Source organism: Duganella sp. FT27W, assembly GCF_009295655.1.
In the GTDB taxonomy this organism is placed as follows: domain Bacteria; phylum Pseudomonadota; class Gammaproteobacteria; order Burkholderiales; family Burkholderiaceae_D; genus Rugamonas; species Rugamonas zoogloeoides.
The window spans coordinates 672,630-690,755 of record NZ_WHIV01000003.1 but is presented as its reverse complement, the minus strand read 5'-3'; the positions used below and the strand labels follow the sequence as shown (position 1 = coordinate 690,755).

Annotated in this window: 17 protein-coding genes, 4 tRNA genes and 1 pseudogene; all 22 read left to right on the top strand. The window is 60.7% G+C overall.

Annotated elements, in window-relative coordinates; translation table 11 throughout:
- The first annotated feature begins 28 nt into the window (after positions 1–28).
- The 22 genes and pseudogenes from F8197_RS14855 (at position 29) to F8197_RS14750 (ending at position 17,922) form a co-directional block, all read left to right on the top strand.
- Positions 29–511 carry a sigma-E factor negative regulatory protein gene (locus tag F8197_RS14855; RefSeq protein ID WP_152882504.1) on the top strand — a complete coding sequence of 161 codons (483 nt, stop codon included), beginning with the start codon at positions 29–31 and terminating at the stop codon, positions 509–511.
- Between the two features lie 222 nt (positions 512–733).
- Positions 734–2,179 carry a Do family serine endopeptidase gene (locus F8197_RS14850; RefSeq protein ID WP_056144025.1) on the top strand — a complete coding sequence of 482 codons (1,446 nt, stop codon included), beginning with the start codon at positions 734–736 and terminating at the stop codon, positions 2,177–2,179.
- A 53-nt stretch (positions 2,180–2,232) separates the two neighbouring features.
- Positions 2,233–2,481 carry a glutaredoxin family protein gene (locus tag F8197_RS14845; RefSeq protein ID WP_152882502.1) on the top strand — a complete coding sequence of 83 codons (249 nt, stop codon included), beginning with the start codon at positions 2,233–2,235 and terminating at the stop codon, positions 2,479–2,481.
- 203 nt (positions 2,482–2,684) lie between these two features.
- Positions 2,685–4,478, top strand: coding sequence for a translation elongation factor 4 (gene lepA / locus F8197_RS14840; protein ID WP_026636970.1), 1,794 nt, complete (start codon positions 2,685–2,687; stop codon positions 4,476–4,478).
- Positions 4,475–5,404, top strand: a complete 930-nt coding sequence (lepB, locus tag F8197_RS14835) for a signal peptidase I (RefSeq protein WP_056144029.1) — start codon at positions 4,475–4,477, stop codon at positions 5,402–5,404. The genes lepA and lepB overlap by 4 nt, the downstream gene beginning before the upstream one ends.
- 36 nt (positions 5,405–5,440) lie before the next feature.
- Positions 5,441–5,809, top strand: coding sequence for a DUF4845 domain-containing protein (locus tag F8197_RS14830; protein WP_193333439.1), 369 nt, complete (start codon positions 5,441–5,443; stop codon positions 5,807–5,809).
- Between the two features lie 18 nt (positions 5,810–5,827).
- Positions 5,828–6,628: a ribonuclease III gene (gene rnc / locus F8197_RS14825; protein ID WP_026636969.1), complete on the top strand. Its 801-nt coding sequence runs from the start codon at positions 5,828–5,830 to the stop codon at positions 6,626–6,628.
- 19 nt (positions 6,629–6,647) lie between these two features.
- The gene (gene era, locus F8197_RS14820) at positions 6,648–7,550 is read left to right on the top strand and encodes a GTPase Era (protein WP_019920159.1); all 903 of its coding nucleotides are present in this window, start codon (positions 6,648–6,650) and stop codon (positions 7,548–7,550) included.
- A 4-nt stretch (positions 7,551–7,554) separates the two neighbouring features.
- Positions 7,555–8,415, top strand: a complete 861-nt coding sequence (gene recO / locus F8197_RS14815; RefSeq protein WP_152882501.1) for a DNA repair protein RecO — start codon at positions 7,555–7,557, stop codon at positions 8,413–8,415.
- Positions 8,416–8,449: 34 nt separating this feature from the next.
- Entirely contained in the window at positions 8,450–9,208 is a 759-nt protein-coding gene (gene pdxJ, locus F8197_RS14810) for a pyridoxine 5'-phosphate synthase (protein ID WP_056144045.1), read from the top strand.
- Positions 9,205–9,606, top strand: coding sequence for a holo-ACP synthase (gene acpS, locus F8197_RS14805; RefSeq protein WP_019920156.1), 402 nt, complete (start codon positions 9,205–9,207; stop codon positions 9,604–9,606). Before pdxJ ends, acpS begins: the two co-directional genes overlap by 4 nt.
- Positions 9,607–9,634: 28 nt before the next feature.
- Positions 9,635–11,482 carry an excinuclease ABC subunit UvrC gene (gene uvrC / locus F8197_RS14800; RefSeq protein WP_373996901.1) on the top strand — a complete coding sequence of 616 codons (1,848 nt, stop codon included), beginning with the start codon at positions 9,635–9,637 and terminating at the stop codon, positions 11,480–11,482.
- Positions 11,483–11,590: 108 nt separating this feature from the next.
- Positions 11,591–12,172 carry a CDP-diacylglycerol--glycerol-3-phosphate 3-phosphatidyltransferase gene (gene pgsA / locus F8197_RS14795; RefSeq protein ID WP_019920154.1) on the top strand — a complete coding sequence of 194 codons (582 nt, stop codon included), beginning with the start codon at positions 11,591–11,593 and terminating at the stop codon, positions 12,170–12,172.
- Between the two features lie 103 nt (positions 12,173–12,275).
- A tRNA-Gly gene (locus tag F8197_RS14790) sits at positions 12,276–12,351 on the top strand.
- Positions 12,352–12,426: 75 nt separating this feature from the next.
- Positions 12,427–12,502: transfer RNA gene (locus F8197_RS14785), tRNA-Gly, on the top strand.
- A gap of 67 nt (positions 12,503–12,569) precedes the next feature.
- Positions 12,570–12,645: transfer RNA gene (locus F8197_RS14780), tRNA-Gly, on the top strand.
- Between the two features lie 53 nt (positions 12,646–12,698).
- A tRNA-Cys gene (locus tag F8197_RS14775) sits at positions 12,699–12,772 on the top strand.
- 131 nt (positions 12,773–12,903) lie between these two features.
- Entirely contained in the window at positions 12,904–13,278 is a 375-nt protein-coding gene (locus tag F8197_RS14770) for a hypothetical protein (RefSeq protein WP_152882497.1), read from the top strand.
- A 96-nt stretch (positions 13,279–13,374) separates the two neighbouring features.
- Complete coding sequence (locus F8197_RS14765) at positions 13,375–13,746, top strand: hypothetical protein (RefSeq protein WP_152882495.1); 372 nt, start codon at positions 13,375–13,377, stop codon at positions 13,744–13,746.
- Positions 13,747–14,300: 554 nt separating this feature from the next.
- Entirely contained in the window at positions 14,301–14,684 is a 384-nt protein-coding gene (locus F8197_RS14760) for a hypothetical protein (RefSeq protein WP_227012259.1), read from the top strand.
- Between the two features lie 387 nt (positions 14,685–15,071).
- Positions 15,072–15,626: pseudogene (locus F8197_RS14755) on the top strand (sulfurtransferase); the annotation flags it as partial.
- A gap of 346 nt (positions 15,627–15,972) precedes the next feature.
- Entirely contained in the window at positions 15,973–17,922 is a 1,950-nt protein-coding gene (locus F8197_RS14750; protein ID WP_229214506.1) for a beta-galactosidase, read from the top strand.
- The last annotated feature ends 204 nt before the right edge of the window (positions 17,923–18,126 follow it).

Sequence of the window (18,126 nt, the reverse complement as noted above, 5' to 3'; positions counted from 1 at the left end):
GGCAATGTATTGACAGGCGGAGCAAGCGATGGATACCCATAAAAGACTGCACGAAAACATTTCGGCGCTGGCGGATGGCGAGCTGGCGCAGAGCGAGCAGGAACTTGCCTTCGCGGCGCTGGAAACCGCCGAGGGCCGGGCGGCCTGGCAGGCTTATCACCTGGTCGGCGACGTGCTGCGCGACAGCGCTCAAGGCGCGCTCAGCAGCGGGTTCCGTGCTGCGCTGGCGGCGCGCCTCGACAACGAGCCTGCGCACGAGCTCTCGCCGCTTGCGCCAGGCGCCACCGACCCTGCTGCGCCACCGTTTGCCGCCTCGGCCAACGGCGCTGCTGCCGCCCATGCCACCAATGCCACCAATGCCACCAATGCCACCAATGCCACCAATGTCACCAATGCCACCAATACCGCTACTGCCGCCACTGCCGCTGCGAATGCGCTCGCCACCAGCGCTGCCACCAGCGCCACGTCCCACGGCCAGGATGCCTCCAGCGCCGACGTAATCTTCCCTTAAGCCGTTTTATTTCTCCCTGCTCGTATAATTACCTGGTGTGCCGCGTGCGGGACTTTTATCCCGCCCTGTGCTAGCCTCATGGCGCGCGCCTCGCACCGCGACGCGTGCTGCCCTGCATTCCAGAACCTTTAGAGAACGATCTCCATGAAAAATAATTTGAAAAATAATTTATCTGTCGGCAGTAAAACTCTCTCCGCGCTGCTGGTCAGCGCAAGCGTTTGGATGTCGCCCGCCGTACTGGGCATGAGTCCGGCAGTGGCCGCCGCGCCGGTCACCGGCGCCGTGACGGGCTTGCCCGACTTTGCCGACTTGGTTGACCGCGTGGGTCCCGCCGTGGTCAATATTCGCACGACCGAGCTGGTCAAGCCGGGCGGCCGTGGCGAAGTCGGCGAAGACGAAATGGCCGAATTCATGCGCCGCTTCTTCGGCGGCGCCATGCCGGTGCCACCGCAAGGGCAGGGCCGCAAAGCCCCGCGCCGCACCCCGGTACCTGAAGAGGCAGTGCCGCGTGGCGTCGGCTCCGGTTTCATCCTGTCGGCCGACGGCTACGTGATGACCAATGCCCACGTGGTCGATGGTGCCGACGAAGTGTTCGTCACGCTGACCGACAAGCGCGAATTCAAGGCCAAGGTTCTGGGCGCGGACGCCCGCACCGACGTGGCCGTGCTGAAAATCGAAGGCGAAAAACTGCCATTCCTGCTGATGGGCGATTCCGACAAGATCCGCGTGGGCGAATGGGTGATCGCCATCGGCTCGCCGTTCAACCTGGAGAACACCGTCACCGCCGGCATCATCTCGGCCAAGCAGCGCGATACCGGCGACTACCTGGCGCTGATTCAGAGCGACGTGGCCGTCAACCCCGGCAATTCGGGTGGCCCGCTGATCAATATGCGCGGCGAAGTCATCGGCATCAATTCGCAGATCGCCACCCTGTCCGGCGCGTATAACGGCATTTCGTTTGCCGTGCCGATCGACGAGGCGATCCGCGTGTCCGAGCAACTCAAGAAGAGTGGCAAGGTCAGCCGTGGCCGTATCGGCGTGCAGATCACCGAAGTGAACAAGGAAGTGGCCGAGTCGCTGGGCCTGAAAAACGCCGAAGGCGCTGGCGTCGCCATGGTAGAGCCGGATGGTCCCGCCGACAAGGCCGGCCTCAAGCCGGGCGACATCATTCTGAAATTCAATGGCACGGCGATTACCCGCTCGTCGGACTTGCCACGCGTGGTCGGTGGCACCGCCATCGGCAGCAAGGCGACCATTACCGTGTGGCGCAAGGGGCAGCAACTGGACCTGCCGGTCAACGTGGTGGAAATGGACGCCGACAAGGCAGGCAAGGGCGCGACCGGTAAAGGCAAGGGAGGTAAAGCCGAGCCGGAGCAGGCCAAGGCCAATGCGCTGGGCTTGATCGTCACCGACCTGCCTGCCGATAAACGCAAGGAACTGGGCGTCGATGGCGGCGTGGTGGTGGCCGATGTCGATGGCGTGTCCGAAGCGGCTGGCCTCGACGAAGGCGATATCCTGCTGCAGCTGAACAATACCGCGATCAAGGACGCCAAGCAGTTCAACGCGCTGGTGGCCAAGCTCGATCCGAAGAAGCGCTCGGTGGTGCTGGTGCGCCGCGGCGACCAGACGCAGTTCATTTCGCTGCGTCCGAGCGAACTGGCCAAGTAAGTGATATTGCCACCGTCCGCCGGCGCGGGCGGTGGCTGCCCAGTAAGACTTCCATGCATTTCACTCTCTACTCCCGCAGCTATTGCCACCTGTGCCAGGACATGCACGACGCGCTGCTGAGCCTGCAACCACCGGGCATCACTTTTACGGTGGACGTGATCGACATCGACCAGGCTGGCGACCCGGCGCTGCTGGCCAGGTACGACGAACTGGTGCCGGTGCTGTTTGCCGACCTGGCTGGTCCCGAGCTGTGCCATTACCACCTCGACGAAGCCAAAATCCGCGCATTGCTGGTGAAATAGTCAAAATTCACGGCAAAAAGGCTGTGCTTTGTATAAGTCGGGCTTTCCACTCTGAAATCCGGTAAAATGCCGGGTATTACGTTTGGCAGTCCAAGGCGCTCGCCAGGGCAATCATGCCCAGCTTTGAGCGCTTTTTGTATTGCGCGCCGTGTTTTAGCGATGCGCGCACCCGTCGTTTCGACCTGTTTTTTGATTATTTGTTAATGAACAACATACGCAATTTCTCCATCATCGCCCACATCGACCACGGTAAATCGACCCTGGCCGACCGCATTATCCAGCTTTGCGGCGGCCTGTCCGACCGCGAGATGGAGGCGCAGGTGCTCGATTCGATGGACCTGGAACGCGAACGCGGCATTACCATCAAGGCCCAGACTGCGGCCCTGAAATACAAGGCGCGCGATGGCATCATCTACAACCTGAACCTGATCGATACGCCCGGCCACGTCGACTTCTCGTACGAAGTGTCGCGGTCGCTGTCGGCGTGCGAAGGCGCGCTGCTGGTGGTCGATGCTTCGCAAGGCGTGGAAGCGCAAACGGTTGCCAACTGCTACACCGCGCTCGACCTGGGCGTGGAAGTGGTGCCGGTCCTCAATAAAATCGACTTGCCGAACGCCGATCCGCCGACCGCGATCGCCGAGATCGAAGACGTGATCGGTATCGAAGCGGGCGACGCCGTCCATTGCTCCGCCAAGACCGGCCTGGGCGTGGAAGACGTGATCGAATCGATCATCGCCAAGGTACCGCCGCCGAAGGGCGATCCAGACGCGCCGCTGCAGGCGCTGATTGTCGACTCGTGGTACGACGCCTACGTGGGCGTGGTGATGCTGGTGCGCGTGATGAACGGCACCCTGAAACCAAAAGACAAGATCAAGCTGATGGCCACCGACTCGGTGCAACTGGTGGAAGACGTGGGCATTTTCGCGCCGCGTTCGCTGTCGCTGCCGCAACTGTCGGCCGGCCAGGTGGGCTTCATCATCGCCGGTATCAAGGAACTGAAGGTTGCCAAGGTGGGCGATACGGTTACCCTGGCCAACCGTCCGGCGCCGGCGCCGCTGCCTGGTTTCAAGGAAGTTCAGCCGCAAGTGTTTGCCGGCCTGTTCCCGGTGGAAGCGAACCAGTACGACGCGCTGCGCGACTCGCTGGAAAAGCTGAAACTGAACGATGCCGCGCTGATGTACGAGCCGGAAGTATCGCAGGCGCTGGGCTTCGGCTTCCGCTGCGGCTTCCTGGGCCTGTTGCACATGGAAATCGTGCAGGAGCGCCTCGAGCGCGAGTTCGACATGGACCTGATCACCACCGCGCCGACCGTGGTGTACGAGGTGGTGATGCGCGACAACAGCATCGTCAAGGTGGACAATCCATCGCGCATGCCCGAGCCGACCAAGATCAACGAAATTCGCGAACCGATCGTTACCGTCAACCTGTACATGCCGCAAGAATACGTGGGTTCGGTGATCACGCTGTGTATCGGCAAGCGCGGCGTGCAGATGGACATGAGCTACCACGGCCGCCAGGTCAAGCTGGTGTACGAAATGCCGATGGGCGAAATCGTGCTCGACTTCTTCGACAAGCTGAAATCGACCTCGCGCGGTTACGCGTCGATGGACTACGAGTTCAAGGAATACCGCGCGTCCGACGTGGTCAAGGTCGATATGCTGATCAACAGCGAGAAGGTCGATGCGCTGGCGATTATCGTTCACCGCTCGAACAGCGCCTATCGCGGCCGCCAGGTGGCTGCCAAGATGCGCGAACTGATTCCGCGCCAGATGTTCGACGTGGCGATCCAGGCCGCCATTGGCGTCAACGTGATCTCGCGTGAAAACGTCAAGGCACTGCGCAAGAACGTGCTGGCCAAGTGCTACGGCGGCGACATCAGCCGTAAAAAGAAACTGCTCGAGAAACAGAAAGCCGGTAAGAAACGCATGAAACAGGTGGGCTCGGTCGAGATTCCACAAGAAGCGTTCCTGGCAATCTTACAAGTGGATGATAAATGACCATGCAAGTGATTTTGGGTAACTTCGCGCTGATCCTGTTCGTGTTGATGGTGATCACCGGCGTGATCTGGTGTCTCGATGTGTTTGTCTTGGCCAAGCAGCGCCGCGCTGCCGCCAACCGCGCACTGGCCGAGTACGATGCACGCGCCGCCAAGCTCACCGCCGACGGCTACCAGGCCGACAACAACGTCAACCGCGCCGCGCTGGAAGCGAGCATCCTGCGCCAGCCGACTTGGGTGGAATACTCGGGCAGCTTCTTCCCGGTGATCGCGTTGGTATTCGTGCTGCGTTCGTTCCTGTACGAGCCGTTCAAGATCCCATCGTCATCGATGGTGCCGACCCTGGAAATTGGCGACCTGATCCTGGTGAACAAGTTTACTTACGGTATCCGCCTGCCGGTGTTGAACAAAAAAGTTATCCAGATCAACGATCCGCAGCGCGGCGATGTGATGGTGTTCAAGTATCCGCTGGACATGACCCAGGATTACATCAAGCGCGTGATTGGCGTGCCTGGTGATAAGATCACGTACGAGAACAAGAAGCTGACCGTGAACGGCGTGGCGGTGCAGTACACCGCGTTGCCGGACTACCTCGGTGGCGATGAGCAAAAGCAGCTCAGCTATAACAAGCAGTACCAGGAAGCACTGTCCGGCGTCAGCCACCGCATTCTCAACTTCGAGAACGCGCCTACGCTGAGTCTGCCGCAAGTGATGGACTTCCCGATGCGGCAAGAGTCGTGCACGTACACCTACGACAGCTTCACGTGCGTGGTGCCGGCCGGTCATTACTTCATGATGGGCGACAACCGCGACAACAGTACCGACAGCCGCTACTGGGGTTTTGTTCCGGACAAGAATATCGTCGGCAAGGCATTCTTTGTCTGGATGAACCTGAGCAACCTGAAGCGTATCGGCAGCATCAAATAAATTCACGGGCCTGCGGGCCGCACAGGGAGAGCTGAAATGCGAACACATCGGCAAAACGGCGTTTCCCTGACCGGGTTGATCCTGGTCCTGGCCGTGCTGGGCGTAGTGGCCGTGCTGGCCCTCAAGATCTTGCCCACGTACACGGAATATCGGGCGGTGAAGAATGCCATCGTGACGGCCAAGGCCGCCGGTGGCAATTCGGTGCCCGAGATCCGCAAGGCTTTCGATGCCAACGCGACCGTCGCTTACATCACCGCCATTTCCGGCAGCGACCTCACTATCGAGCGCGAGGGTGACGGCGTCGAGGTCAGCTTCGCCTACGAAAAGAAAATCCCGCTGGTCGGACCGGCCAGCCTGCTCCTGGAATACCAGGGCACTACCGCCGCAGCCGGCAAACCTCATTAAAAACCAGAAAACGAACCAATGAATCTTCAGTTATTGCAAACCCGTCTAGGCTATACGTTCCAGGATGCCGGCCTGCTGCAGCAGGCCTTGACCCACCGTAGCCATAGCAGCTTGCATAACGAACGCCTCGAGTTCCTTGGCGACTCCGTGCTCAACTGCGTCGTTGCCACGATTCTGTACGAGCGCTACACCACCATCGACGAGGGCGACCTGTCGCGCTTGCGCGCCAACCTGGTCAAGCAGCAGTCGCTGTTTGAAATCGCCCAGAAGCTCGAGCTGTCGCAGTTCCTGCGCCTGGGCGAGGGCGAGCTGAAATCGGGTGGCTTCCGCCGGCCGTCGATCCTGGCCGATACGCTCGAAGCGATCCTCGGAGCAATTTTCCTCGATGGCGGTTTCAATCCGGCCGCCGAGGCGATCCGCGCCTTCTATATCCCGATCCTCGACACGGTGGACCCGCAAACCCTGGGCAAGGACGCCAAGACCCTGCTGCAGGAATTCCTGCAAAGCCGGAAGATTTCGCTGCCGCTGTACAATGTGGTGGCCACCCACGGTGCCGCCCACAGCCAGGAATTCGAGATCGAGTGCCAGATTCCCAAGCTGGGCATCCAGCTGTTCGGTCGTGGCGGCAGCCGCCGCGCCGGCGAACAGGCCGCCGCCAAGCTGGCGCTGGAAGCGGCGCAGCAAGCGCTGTTGAAGACCCCGGCCGCAGTGCGCAAGGCCAAGCCGCGTGCCGCCCAGCTCAAGCTGGCCGGCATCGCCACCGTGCAAACCGATGACGATGCAGAGTCTGCACCATCGGCCAAGGCAGCCAACAAGTAACGACTTAAAAGAAACGATCATGACTACCGAAACGACCCCCGCCAACTTCCGCTGTGGCTATATCGCCATCGTCGGCCGCCCCAACGTGGGCAAATCGACTTTGATGAACACGCTGATCGGCGCCAAGGTCAGCATCACCTCGCGCAAGGCGCAAACCACGCGCCACCGCATCACCGGCATCATGACGTACGACGATGCCCAGTTCATTTACGTCGACACCCCGGGTTTTCAAACCCGCCACTCGAACGCGCTGAACAAGACGCTGAACAAGACGGTGACCAACACCCTGATTTCGTCGGACCTGATCCTGTACGTGATCGAGGCGGGCACGTTTGGCCCGGCCGACCAGCAAGTGATCGACCTGTTGCCGAAAGAGGTGCCGGTGGTATTGGTCATCAACAAATCGGACCGCGTGAAGGACAAGGCTGTGCTGTTGCCGTTCGCCCAGCAGGTGGCTGCCAAGTTCGATTTCGCCGCGATTGTGCCGGTGTCGGCCAAGCTGCGCTTCCAGCTTGAAGGGCTGCAAAACGAGATCAAGCGCTTCCTTCCCGAGAACGCGCCGATCTTCGGACCGGACGACATCACCGACCGCAGCGAGAAATTCCTGGCGTCCGAGATCGTGCGCGAAAAGCTGTTCCGCTTTGTCGGCGACGAACTGCCGTACACCAGCACCGTGCTGATCGAGCAATTCGAGCAGGAAGGCGACCTGCGCCGCGTGTTTGCCGCCATCCTGGTCGAGCGCGATACGCACAAATCGATGATCATCGGTAACAAGGGTGCACGCCTGAAGGAAGTCTCCACCCAGGCCCGCCTGGACATGGAAAAACTGTTCGGCGGCCCCGTGTACCTGGAAATCTGGGTCAAGGTCAAATCGGGCTGGGCCGATAACGAAGCGGGTCTACGCGCCTACGGCTACGAATAAATCCATGCCACCCGCCACGCCCGACGCCGCGCTCACCAGCGCGACCGCGTCACCGCAGCAGGCCGCGCCTGACGCGCAGGGCGGGGTGGTGCTCGCGCCCGTCGCGGAAACGCCTCCCAAACGTCCGCGCGCTCCTGCACGCGAGCGCACCATCGGCACCAAGGTCGCCGGCCAACCGGCCTTCGTGCTGCACAGCTATCCCTACAAAGAAACCAGCCTGATCATCGATCTGTTCACGCGCGACTTCGGCCGCGTGGCGCTGATCGCCAAGGGCGCCAAGCGGCCGCACTCGCAATTGCGCGGCGTGCTGCAAACTTTCCAGCCGCTGTCGTCGAGCTGGGTGGGCAAGTCCGAGCTGCGTACCCTGACCGACGCCGAATGGGTCGGTGGCATGCTGCCGCTGGAAAAGACCGCGCTGTTGTGCGGCTTTTATCTGAACGAACTGCTGGTCAAACTGCTGGCCCGCGACGACGCCCACCCGGCGCTGTTCGACCATTACGTCTCCACCCTCAACCAGCTCGCCCACAACGAACCGGCCACCATCGTCTTGCGAAAATTCGAACGGGCCTTACTTAAGGAGACAGGGGTGGCGGCGGACCTGGGGCGTTGCACCAGCACGCGCGCCCCGGTGCAGGCCGACGTGACGTACGTGGTGGACCCCGAGCGCGGACCGCGCCCCGAGCGCGCGTCGGACCCGTGGCCGCGCGTGGCGGGCAAAACCCTGCTCGACATGGAGCGCGAGGATTACCAGGACGCCGCCACGCAGTCGCAGAGCAAGCAGCTGATGCGCTTCCTGGTGGCGCACCACCTGAACGGCGCGCCATTGAATACCCGGCAGATTCTCGTCGATCTGTCACAATTATAAGAACCCTGATTACTCTATAAACGGTATAGAACGAATGAGCTTCCTGCACCCTTCCGGCACCATCATCGACCTCGGCGTCAACATCGACCACGTGGCCACTCTGCGCAACGCGCGCGGCACCAGGTACCCGGACCCGATCCGCGCCGCGCTGCTGGCCGAGCAGGCCGGCGCCGACTGCATCACCCTGCACCTGCGCGAAGACCGCCGCCACATCAAGGACGCCGACGTCATCGCACTGGCGCCCCAGCTGCTCACGCGCATGAACCTGGAAGCGGCCGTAACGCAGGAGATGATCGACTTCGCCTGCAAAATCCGCCCGGCCGACGTATGCCTGGTACCGGAAAAACGCACCGAAGTGACCACTGAAGGCGGCCTCGATGTGGCTGGCAATTTCAACGCGGTGCAGGCGGCAGTCAAGCAATTGCAGGCGGAAGGCATCCGCGTGAGCCTGTTCATCGACGCCGATGAAGCACAAATGGACGCCACCATCGCCGCCGGCGCGCCCGTCATCGAGCTGCACACGGGCCGCTATGCCGATACCGAAGGCGCCGAGCAAGAGGCCGAACTGGAACGCGTGCGGCGCGGCGTGCTGTATGGCGCCTCGAAAGGTCTGAAAGTCAATGCCGGCCATGGCCTGCACTACACCAATGTGCAGGCAATTGCCGCCATCCCCGACATCGCGGAACTGAACATCGGCCACGCCATCGTTGCCCACTCGGTGTTCGTCGGCTGGGAAAACGCCGTGCGCGAGATGAAGGCGATCATGGTGTCCACCCGCCTGGGCCGAAAATGATCTACGGGATCGGCACCGACATCTGCAAGATCCCGCGCATCGAAGCGGCCCTGGAGCGCCATGGCGACCGCTTCGCGCAAAAGATCCTGGGACCGCAGGAGATGGAAAAATATTTGGCGCGCAAGGCCAAGAACCCGGTGCGCGGTATCCGTTTTGTCGCCACGCGCTTTGCGGCCAAGGAAGCATTTGCCAAGGCGATCGGTCTCGGCATCCGCATGCCGATGACCTGGCCGGCGGCGCAGATGCTCAATGCCCCCAGCGGCAAGCCGATGATCGTGTGCAGCGGCGTGCTCAAGGAATTCATGGACAAGCATCGGCTTACCACGCAGGTGACGGTGAGCGATGAGGCGGAATATGCAGTGGCATTCGTGATCGTGGAGCAGGCGAAAATTGACTGACCAGGTAGTCCCCAACAACGTACCCCCGGTGCCAACGCCGGACCCGCGCGAGCAAGTGCTGGCCACCGTTGCCAAGCTGCCGAATTTGCCGGGCGTGTACCGCTACTTCGACGCCGAGGACAAGGTCCTTTACGTCGGCAAGGCGCGCGACCTCAAAAAACGCGTGTCGAGCTACTTCCAGAAAAAACTGGCCAGCCCGCGCATCGCCATGATGGTCGAGCGCATCGCGCGGCTGGAAACCACGGTCACGCACAGCGAGGCCGAGGCGCTGATCCTCGAGAACAACCTGATCAAGGCGCTGAGTCCGCGCTTCAACATCCTGTTCCGCGACGATAAATCGTACCCGTACCTGAAGATCACCGGCGGCGATGCGCCGCGCATGGTGTATTACCGTGGCGCGGTGGACCGCAAGAACCAGTATTTCGGTCCGTTCCCCAGCTCGTGGGCGGTCAAGGAATCGATGCAGATCCTGCAGAAGGTGTTCCAGATCCGCACCTGCGAAGACAGCGTGTATGCCAACCGCACGCGCCCGTGCCTGCTCAACCAGATCGGCCGTTGCAGCGGCCCGTGCGTGGACCTGATCAGCAAGGAAGACTACCAGCTCGATGTCGATAACGCCGCGCGTTTTTTGCGTGGCCGCCAGAGCGAAGTGCTGGCCGACCTCGAAGCGAAAATGCATGCGTATGCGTCTGATCTCAAGTTCGAGCAGGCGGCCGCCGTGCGCAACCAGATCCAGTCGCTCTCGCGCGTGCTGCACCAGCAGAGCATGGAAACCGTGGGCGACGCCGACGTCGACATCATCGCCGTGCTGGTGCAGGGCGGGCGCGCCTGCGTCAACCTGGCGATGGTGCGCGGCGGCCGCCACCTCGGTGACCGCGCCTACTTCCCCACGCACGTGAGCGACGCCGAGGCGATTGCGGAAGAGCCGATCGAAGTGGAGGTGCTGGCCGCGTTCCTGGCGCAGCACTACGCCGACAAGTTCATCCCCGGCATCCTGATCCTCAACATCGAGTTCGACCACCCTGCGCTGATCCAGGCCTTGCAGGAGCAGTGCGGCCACCGCATCAACCTGATCTTCCAGCCGCAGGATCAGCGCCGCAAATGGCTGGAGCTGGCGCAAAAGGGCGCGCAGATTTCGCTGGCGCGCCTGCTGTCGGAACAAGGCTCGCAGCAGTCGCGCACGCGCGCGCTGGTCGATGCGCTGTCGCTGGAACCGGAAGACATCGACACCTTGCGCGTGGAATGCTTCGACATCAGCCACACCATGGGCGAGGCCACGCAGGCGTCGTGCGTGGTGTTCCATCATCACCAGATGCAGAACGGCGAATACCGCCGCTACAACATCAACGACATCACGCCCGGCGACGATTACGCGGCGATGCGGCAAGTGCTGTTCCGCCGCTACGAAAAAGTGGCCAACGGCGACGGCGTGATGCCCGACGTGGTGCTGATCGACGGCGGCAAGGGGCAAATCGAAATGGCGCGCCAGGTATTCTCCGAGCTGGGCCTCGACATCAGCCTGATCGTCGGCGTGGCCAAGGGGGAAGGGCGCCGCGTGGGCCTGGAGACCTTGATGTTCGTCGATGGCCGGCCGGCGCAGGAACTGGGCAAGGAATCGGCGGCACTGATGCTGGTCGCGCAAATCCGCGACGAGGCGCACCGCTTCGCCATCACCGGCATGCGCGCCAAGCGCGCCAAGACGCGGCAGACGTCGCGCCTGGAAGAAATCGAAGGCATCGGCGCCAAGCGCCGCCAGCGTTTGCTGGCGCGCTTCGGCGGACTGCGCGGGGTAGTCAATGCGAGCGTGGAAGACCTGAAACAGGTCGAGGGCATTTCCAGTGCGCTGGCCGAAGAGATTTACAAGCAACTGCATTAACGGCGCTGCGTAACGTGCTGGTTTAATACACGGTGGCAAGGTAGACTAGCGGCGCTTTTACACAATTCCCATGGTCGTACTTATTTAGCAAGTTTATGCCCCTTCGTCATGCCATTTAATATCCCGATTCTGTTGACCTGGTTGCGCGTGGCGCTCATTCCGCTGGTGGTGGGCGTCTACTATCTGCCAACGTCGGTGCTGCCGGTGGCCGATCAGAATCTGGCGGCCACGCTGGTGTTCATCATCGCTGCCGTCACCGACTGGTTCGACGGCTTCCTGGCCCGCCGCTGGAACCAGACCTCGGCCTTTGGCGCCTTCCTCGATCCGGTAGCGGACAAGCTGATGGTGGCCGGTGCCCTGATCGTGCTGGTGCAACTGGACCGTGCCAACGCCGTCATCGCGTTCGTGATCATCGGCCGCGAAATCGCCATCTCGGCGCTGCGCGAATGGATGGCGCAGATCGGCGCCTCGAAATCGGTCGCGGTCAGCTCGATCGGCAAGATCAAGACCACCGCGCAAATGGCCGCCATCCCGCTGCTGCTGTACCACGACGTATTATTTGGCGCCATCGACACGCAGTTCTGGGGCGCGCGCTTCCTCGAAGTGGCGGCGGTGCTGACCGTGTGGTCGATGTTCTACTACATGCGCCTGGCGTGGCCGATGATCAAGGAAAAGGGCGGCCACCTGTAAAAAGAGCTAAACCGTTTTCAATCTTTTTTGTTCAACAAGGTTTTTGCCATTGACAGCCCGTCCAGATCCTCTATAATGCTGGCCTGTTGTTGATGACAGCGACGCGGGAGTAGCTCAGTTGGTAGAGCGCAACCTTGCCAAGGTTGAGGTCGAGAGTTCGAGACTCTTCTCCCGCTCCAGTTGCAAAGCTGGTGGTTGTTACAGGTAGTACTGGTAATAACGATAGCGAGCTGTTAGAATGTTTGACTCCAAATGCGGGAGTAGCTCAGTTGGTAGAGCGCAACCTTGCCAAGGTTGAGGTCGAGAGTTCGAGACTCTTCTCCCGCTCCAGTTTCCCCGGAAGCTGATTGGACGCAGTAGCAAGTGAAATAAAACGCAGTACAGTATCACCTCCTATGCGGGAGTAGCTCAGTTGGTAGAGCGCAACCTTGCCAAGGTTGAGGTCGAGAGTTCGAGACTCTTCTCCCGCTCCAGAATTCGGAGCACAGCACATAACCGGCTGTGTTCTCGTATCAAGTCTTCCTCCGGCGAGGTAGCAAAGCGGTTATGCAGCGGCCTGCAAAGCCGTCTAGGTCGGTTCGACTCCGATCCTCGCCTCCATAAAATCAAGTACTTAGCGTCAATCAAACAAACTGAGCATGGTTTGTCACCTCTCAAAAAAAGCGGTGCACCTCTCGTTGCAGCGGCCATCTGGCCTTCGCACGTTCGAGCGGCGACCGTATGATTGACGTATGGCCTACGTCAAAAAAACACCATCCGGTACCTACCAGCTCTGCATCCGTAACCGTCTGCTGCCCAAGACTTTATGGGCCACATTCGGTTCAAAGGCAGAGGCGGAGTCGTATGGCCAGCAGCTCGAAGCGTTGTTAAAGCAGGGCATCATTCCATCCACGCTGCTCGAGCGCCCCATGCCGAAGCAGGAAATCTGGACGGTCACGCGGTGCATCGTCGAGTATCAGCGGCACAGTGCGCTGGCGCTCTCCGAGGTCAAGCTGCTGGACACGATCCAGCCCCAGCTTGCCACCGTGGCGACCGGTTACCTCAACTATGACTGGGCCGAAAGCTGGATATGCAGCATGAAGCGCGACGCGAACTTGTCGCCGTAAACGATCCGGCACCGCCAAGGGGCGTTGGTTGACTGCCGGGGCGTTGGTGGTGATGCCTGCGGTCAAGCGATTGATCAAGCCTGCAATGCCCTTTCGGTGCAATTTACTGACGGCGCGGGAGTAGTCGTCGATATTCATCGATATGGATCGACGTTCCTGAAATTCCTCGGGTGGGATAAGCCGGACTTGACGCTACTTGGTGTGGCCAGAGGAGGACAGACTTTTGGCTACAACATGGAGTACAACGGTCAGTGCTCACCGAAGGGGGAGATCGTGCGATGTCGTGCGGAAAGCTTTAATACGACAACCGTCACCCATGAGGTTGGGCATCACTTCGGCATCTGGCACGGCGGGCAACACAATCCCGACATCGGCAGCGTCATGTTCAGTTATGATCCTCCGAACCGCGGAACTAAGCTGAACTGGAATGATGTGCAGCAGTTGCTAAAGATTAGCAAGCCTAAATGATAAGGCCAGTGATATGAGATCGACAAATCGGTGCGGGCGTCTTCCGAGGCTTCTAATTGGTTTGCCGCTGCTGGTTGCCACCCTGACATGGTTGGGAGTGGAAACCAAGTTGCATTGGGCCGAGAAGGCGCAGCTAGAGGCACACAACGCGCGATTCGCTTGCTGGGTAAGCGTCAGTGCAAGTTGTCCTGCGTCTTCAATCGGAATTGAGGACGCCATTGCATGCCCGCTGGTGGAAGAGGAATGTCGGGCGCGCGGCTTCGATGCTGCTGCGGACAATTCGGATACTGAGTACACACGTTGGCAGCAATGTTCCGTATGGGCGAGGCTAACCCTGATAGCTGTGAGTCTGGCAACGGTCGTCGCATGGGGCTGTCGCGTGCTGTTTCGTCGAAAACGTAGTGGGACACCATATTTCCGATGCGGAAATTGAAGCACGCCTGAAGGATTCGCGTACGAGTGCAGAAGAGCGAAAGCGCTTGACGAAAGAGCAAAAAGCGCGCGGCAAACGAAATAAGGACGAGGATAGCCGCAAGAAATGCCCATAATCCTAATTGGAGGCAATTATGCTTTGTTGTGCACACGCGATTTTCTACTTCAAGCTTTGTGATGAAAAACAAGATACGTTTCTTATCCATGAAAATGTCTATTTGATTGATGCAGATGATATTGATCATGCCACGCAGTCTGCAATTCGGATCGCTAAGGGGAGCGAGGATCTCAGCGAGGACGGGCACCTTGAACTTAACGAAAAGAAGGCTACATACGTCTTTGCTGGTCTCCGAAAAGTCATTGAAGTGGAGTCTAGTCCAGGCCCGATAAATGCGTCTGGGCTGGTTGGATTGGAGTTGACGTATTCGGAGTACGAGGTGGATGGCTTGGACCAAGTCTTCGCTCTTGCCCGTGGAGAAATGGTTGAAGTTCTCTACAGGGAGTAATGGGCAATACAGAAAAGCACGGGGTCAAGGCTACGAAGCGGACACGGGCCTAAGCCGTCACCAACCCGCTGCTTCGCGCGTGGGTGCTGGGACGGCTTCTTTTTTAGCTGCTAGGAAAAAGCAGCATGTCAACGGCGATTAAAAACTGATACAGCACCGCGATCCAGTGCTCGGGCGCCTTGCTGCTGGGCGCCGGCCTGTGCGGCATCGCCCTGATCAATCCCGAACGTTCGACCCGGCGCCTGGCGCGCAGCGTTGCCGCCCCCGCCAGCTAATCGAGCGCCGGCGCAGTGCTGGCATTTTTTTTCATGAAGAAACCACCATGTACCAGACACTGATAGACAGCAGCACCTTGCACCGCTTGCTCGACGCCGCCGGCGCCAACCCGCCGTTGCTGTTCGACTGCTGTGGTTGTTGCGCTGGCTGGGCCACGACGCGGTGGCGGTGCTCGATGGCGGCTGGCAGGCGTGGCAGGCAGAAGGGCTGCCAACCGCGAACGCGGCGCCGGTGGAGGCAATCCCCGGCGATTTTCACGCCGCCATCTTGCCAGCGACGGTCGATGCCGGGCAAGTGCTGGGCAACCTGGGGCAGGGGGCCTTCCTGGTGATCGACGCCCGCAGCGCCGAGCGTTTCCATGGCGGCGCCAGCCCCTTCGATACCGTTGCCGGTCATATTCCCGGGGCACGCAACCGCTTCTTCAAGGACAACCTCGACGCCCAAGGATACTTCAAGGACGGCGCCGCGTTGCGCGCCGATTTCCTGGCCGTGCTGGCAGACTATTCGCCCGCCGAAGTCGTGCTGCAATGCGGTTCCGGCGTGACGGCCTGCCACAATGCCCTGGCACTGGAGGTGGCAGGCCTGCCCGGCGCCCGGCTGTATCCTGGCTCGTGGAGCGAATGGACGGCGGACCGGGCGCGGCCGGTCGCACGACCGCTGGGGTGAGCTTGACACCGATGCTGTAGGCGAAACGATCACCATCATGAGTGGGGGAAGAGGGTAAAGTTTTTTGAAATGCACTAATATCTCAGTGGCATTGGGCACTTCCGCCCCAACGGTCCTCCCCACTTTTCCCTGATACCCATGACCATTCTTCCTCGCGCGCTCGGCAAGCGCACCATCGGGCTGCTGGCGGCCGTGATCGTGCTGGGTACTACTATCCCGGCCCGGCGCCGCCGCCGACCAGCAGCGTATTCCCAAGCTCGACCACATTCTGTACGGCGCATCGTATTACAACGAGTACGTACCCGCCGCGATCCGCCAGCAGCGGTTGAAGAAGGACGTGGCGTTGATGAAGGCGGCCGGCTTGAACGTGGTACGGATGGGCGAGTCCAGCTGGGGGCGGTGGGAGCCTGCCGATGGCAAGTTCGACTTCGCCTGGATGGACGAGGTGGTGGCGGAAATGGGCAAGGCCGGCATCCAGGTCATCATGGGCACGCCCACGTACTCGATCCCGGTGTGGATGTACGCCAAGCACCCGGGCATGCTGGCGCGCCCGCTGGGCGGCGGCGACACCGGCTACGGCATGCGCCAGAACATGAATATCGACGATCCCGATTATCGCCGGTACGCCGAACGCATCATCGTCGCGCTGGTGCGCCACTACAAGGATAATCCCCACGTGATCGGCTGGCAGCTCGATAACGAGACCAGCGCTTACGGTTCAGCGAACGCCTCCGTGCACCGCGAGTTCGTCACCTGGTTGCAGGCCAAGTTCAAGACCACGGCGGCCCTCAACGAAGCATGGCTGCTCAACTACTGGGGCCAGCAGGTGGATAGCTGGGAGAATTTCCCGACCCGCGATTTTGCCAACAGCACCGGCTACAAGCTCGACTGGGCACGCTTCCAGCAGTGGCGTGCGTCGCGCTTCATCGGCTGGCAGGCGGACCTGGTGCGGCGCGCTGCCCGGTCCGACCAGTTCGTCTATCAGAACAACGCCAGCCTGAGCCGCGCGGAAGTCAATGCCTACGACATGACCCGTCCGCTCGATGTGGCCGGCAACGACGTGTATTTCAACTGGCAGGACGAATACGATGGCCGCCACCAGACCTTGCAGGGCAACCTGGCGCGCGGCGCCAAGGGCCGCAATTTCTTCGTGGCCGAGACTACCGGCCAGGCCCAGGGCTGGGATGCCGTCAAGCAGATCCCGCCCTACGATGGCCAGATGTACCAGGACGTGTTTGCCAACATCGGCAACGGCGCCAACCTGCACATGTACTGGCACTGGTCCTCGCTCAACGCGGGCCAGGAAATCTACTGGAAGGGCGTGCTGGGCCACGACCATGAGCCGAACCGCATCTACGCCGAAGTGGCGCGCACCGGCAACGACCTGAAAAAGGTCGGCGCCGCGCTGGTGGACCTGAAAAAAGACAACCGCGTGGCCGTGCTGTACTCCACCGACTCGAACAACGCGCTGACCTTCATGCCGTTCGATAAATGGACCAAGCCGCTGCCGCCGAGCTTTCACGCCGACGGCTACCGCCGCATCTTCGAGCGCGTCAACGCCGCCCTGTACCAGGCGAAGGTGGAAACCGACATCGTGTTTGCCGATGCGCCGGATTTTTCAAAGTACAAGCTGCTCATCGTGCTCGCCCTGTACATTGCCGACGACGCGCTGCTGCAAAAAATCTCGGATTTCGTGCAGCAGGGCGGCCACGTGATCATGACCTTCAAAAGCGGCGAGGCCAACGAGAATTTCATGGTGCGCTGGCATACCGCACCCGGACCGCTGCGCCAGGCCGCCGGTTTCAAATACCAGGAAACCTCGACCCTGCTCAAACCGCTGAAGCTGAAGGGTGACCCGTTCGAGGTGGGGGACGGCAATACCGTGGAGACCATTGCCGAGTTGCTGCAACTGGAAACCGCGCAGGCGCTGGCTTACTACGACCACCCGTTCTTCGGCCGCTACCCGGCGGTCACGCGCAACCAGTACGGCAAGGGTTCGCTGCTGTACCAGGGCACCGAGCTTGGCGAGGCGCAGCAACTGGCCGTCCTCAAGGAAGAACTCAAACGCATCGGCCTGTACGGACCCGACCAGGAATTGCCGCCAGCGGTGCAGATCAAGCACGCAACGTCCAAGGCGGGCAAGAAACTGCACTTTTACTTCAATTACTCCGCCGCTGCCGTCAATGTCGGCTACCGCTATGGCAAGGGCACGGAGATGCTGGCGGGCGCGCCGGTCCAGGCGCAACAGGACCTTGCGCTGGCGCCGTGGGGCGTGGCCATCGTCGCCGAAGACTGAGAGCATTGCGGCGCCACGCATCCGCCGTGGCACCCCCCGGGCCGCACGCTTAATGTGCGGCCGATCATCAACATGACTAATTCAATTCCCGTTGTTTTATAAGCACTAACAAGTAGTCAACCCGAGTAAAAGTTTGTACACTGAAACGGTAATATATTAGTGTTTATGTGTATAGCACCGATGTGTTTCGATGTGTCCCCCTTG

Excerpts from the sequence above, each read along its gene's own strand:
- F8197_RS14855 (WP_152882504.1), top strand. The coding sequence starts at position 29 with ATGGATACCCATAAAAGACTGCACGAAAACATTTCGGCGCTGGCGGAT.
- F8197_RS14850 (WP_056144025.1), top strand. The coding sequence starts at position 734 with ATGTCGCCCGCCGTACTGGGCATGAGTCCGGCAGTGGCCGCCGCGCCG.
- F8197_RS14845 (WP_152882502.1), top strand. The coding sequence starts at position 2,233 with ATGCATTTCACTCTCTACTCCCGCAGCTATTGCCACCTGTGCCAGGAC.
- lepA (WP_026636970.1), top strand. The coding sequence starts at position 2,685 with ATGAACAACATACGCAATTTCTCCATCATCGCCCACATCGACCACGGT.
- lepB (WP_056144029.1), top strand. The coding sequence starts at position 4,475 with ATGACCATGCAAGTGATTTTGGGTAACTTCGCGCTGATCCTGTTCGTG.
- F8197_RS14830 (WP_193333439.1), top strand. The coding sequence starts at position 5,441 with ATGCGAACACATCGGCAAAACGGCGTTTCCCTGACCGGGTTGATCCTG.
- rnc (WP_026636969.1), top strand. The coding sequence starts at position 5,828 with ATGAATCTTCAGTTATTGCAAACCCGTCTAGGCTATACGTTCCAGGAT.
- era (WP_019920159.1), top strand. The coding sequence starts at position 6,648 with ATGACTACCGAAACGACCCCCGCCAACTTCCGCTGTGGCTATATCGCC.
- recO (WP_152882501.1), top strand. The coding sequence starts at position 7,555 with ATGCCACCCGCCACGCCCGACGCCGCGCTCACCAGCGCGACCGCGTCA.
- pdxJ (WP_056144045.1), top strand. The coding sequence starts at position 8,450 with ATGAGCTTCCTGCACCCTTCCGGCACCATCATCGACCTCGGCGTCAAC.
- acpS (WP_019920156.1), top strand. The coding sequence starts at position 9,205 with ATGATCTACGGGATCGGCACCGACATCTGCAAGATCCCGCGCATCGAA.
- pgsA (WP_019920154.1), top strand. The coding sequence starts at position 11,591 with ATGCCATTTAATATCCCGATTCTGTTGACCTGGTTGCGCGTGGCGCTC.
- F8197_RS14770 (WP_152882497.1), top strand. The coding sequence starts at position 12,904 with ATGGCCTACGTCAAAAAAACACCATCCGGTACCTACCAGCTCTGCATC.
- F8197_RS14750 (WP_229214506.1), top strand. The coding sequence starts at position 15,973 with ATGAAGGCGGCCGGCTTGAACGTGGTACGGATGGGCGAGTCCAGCTGG.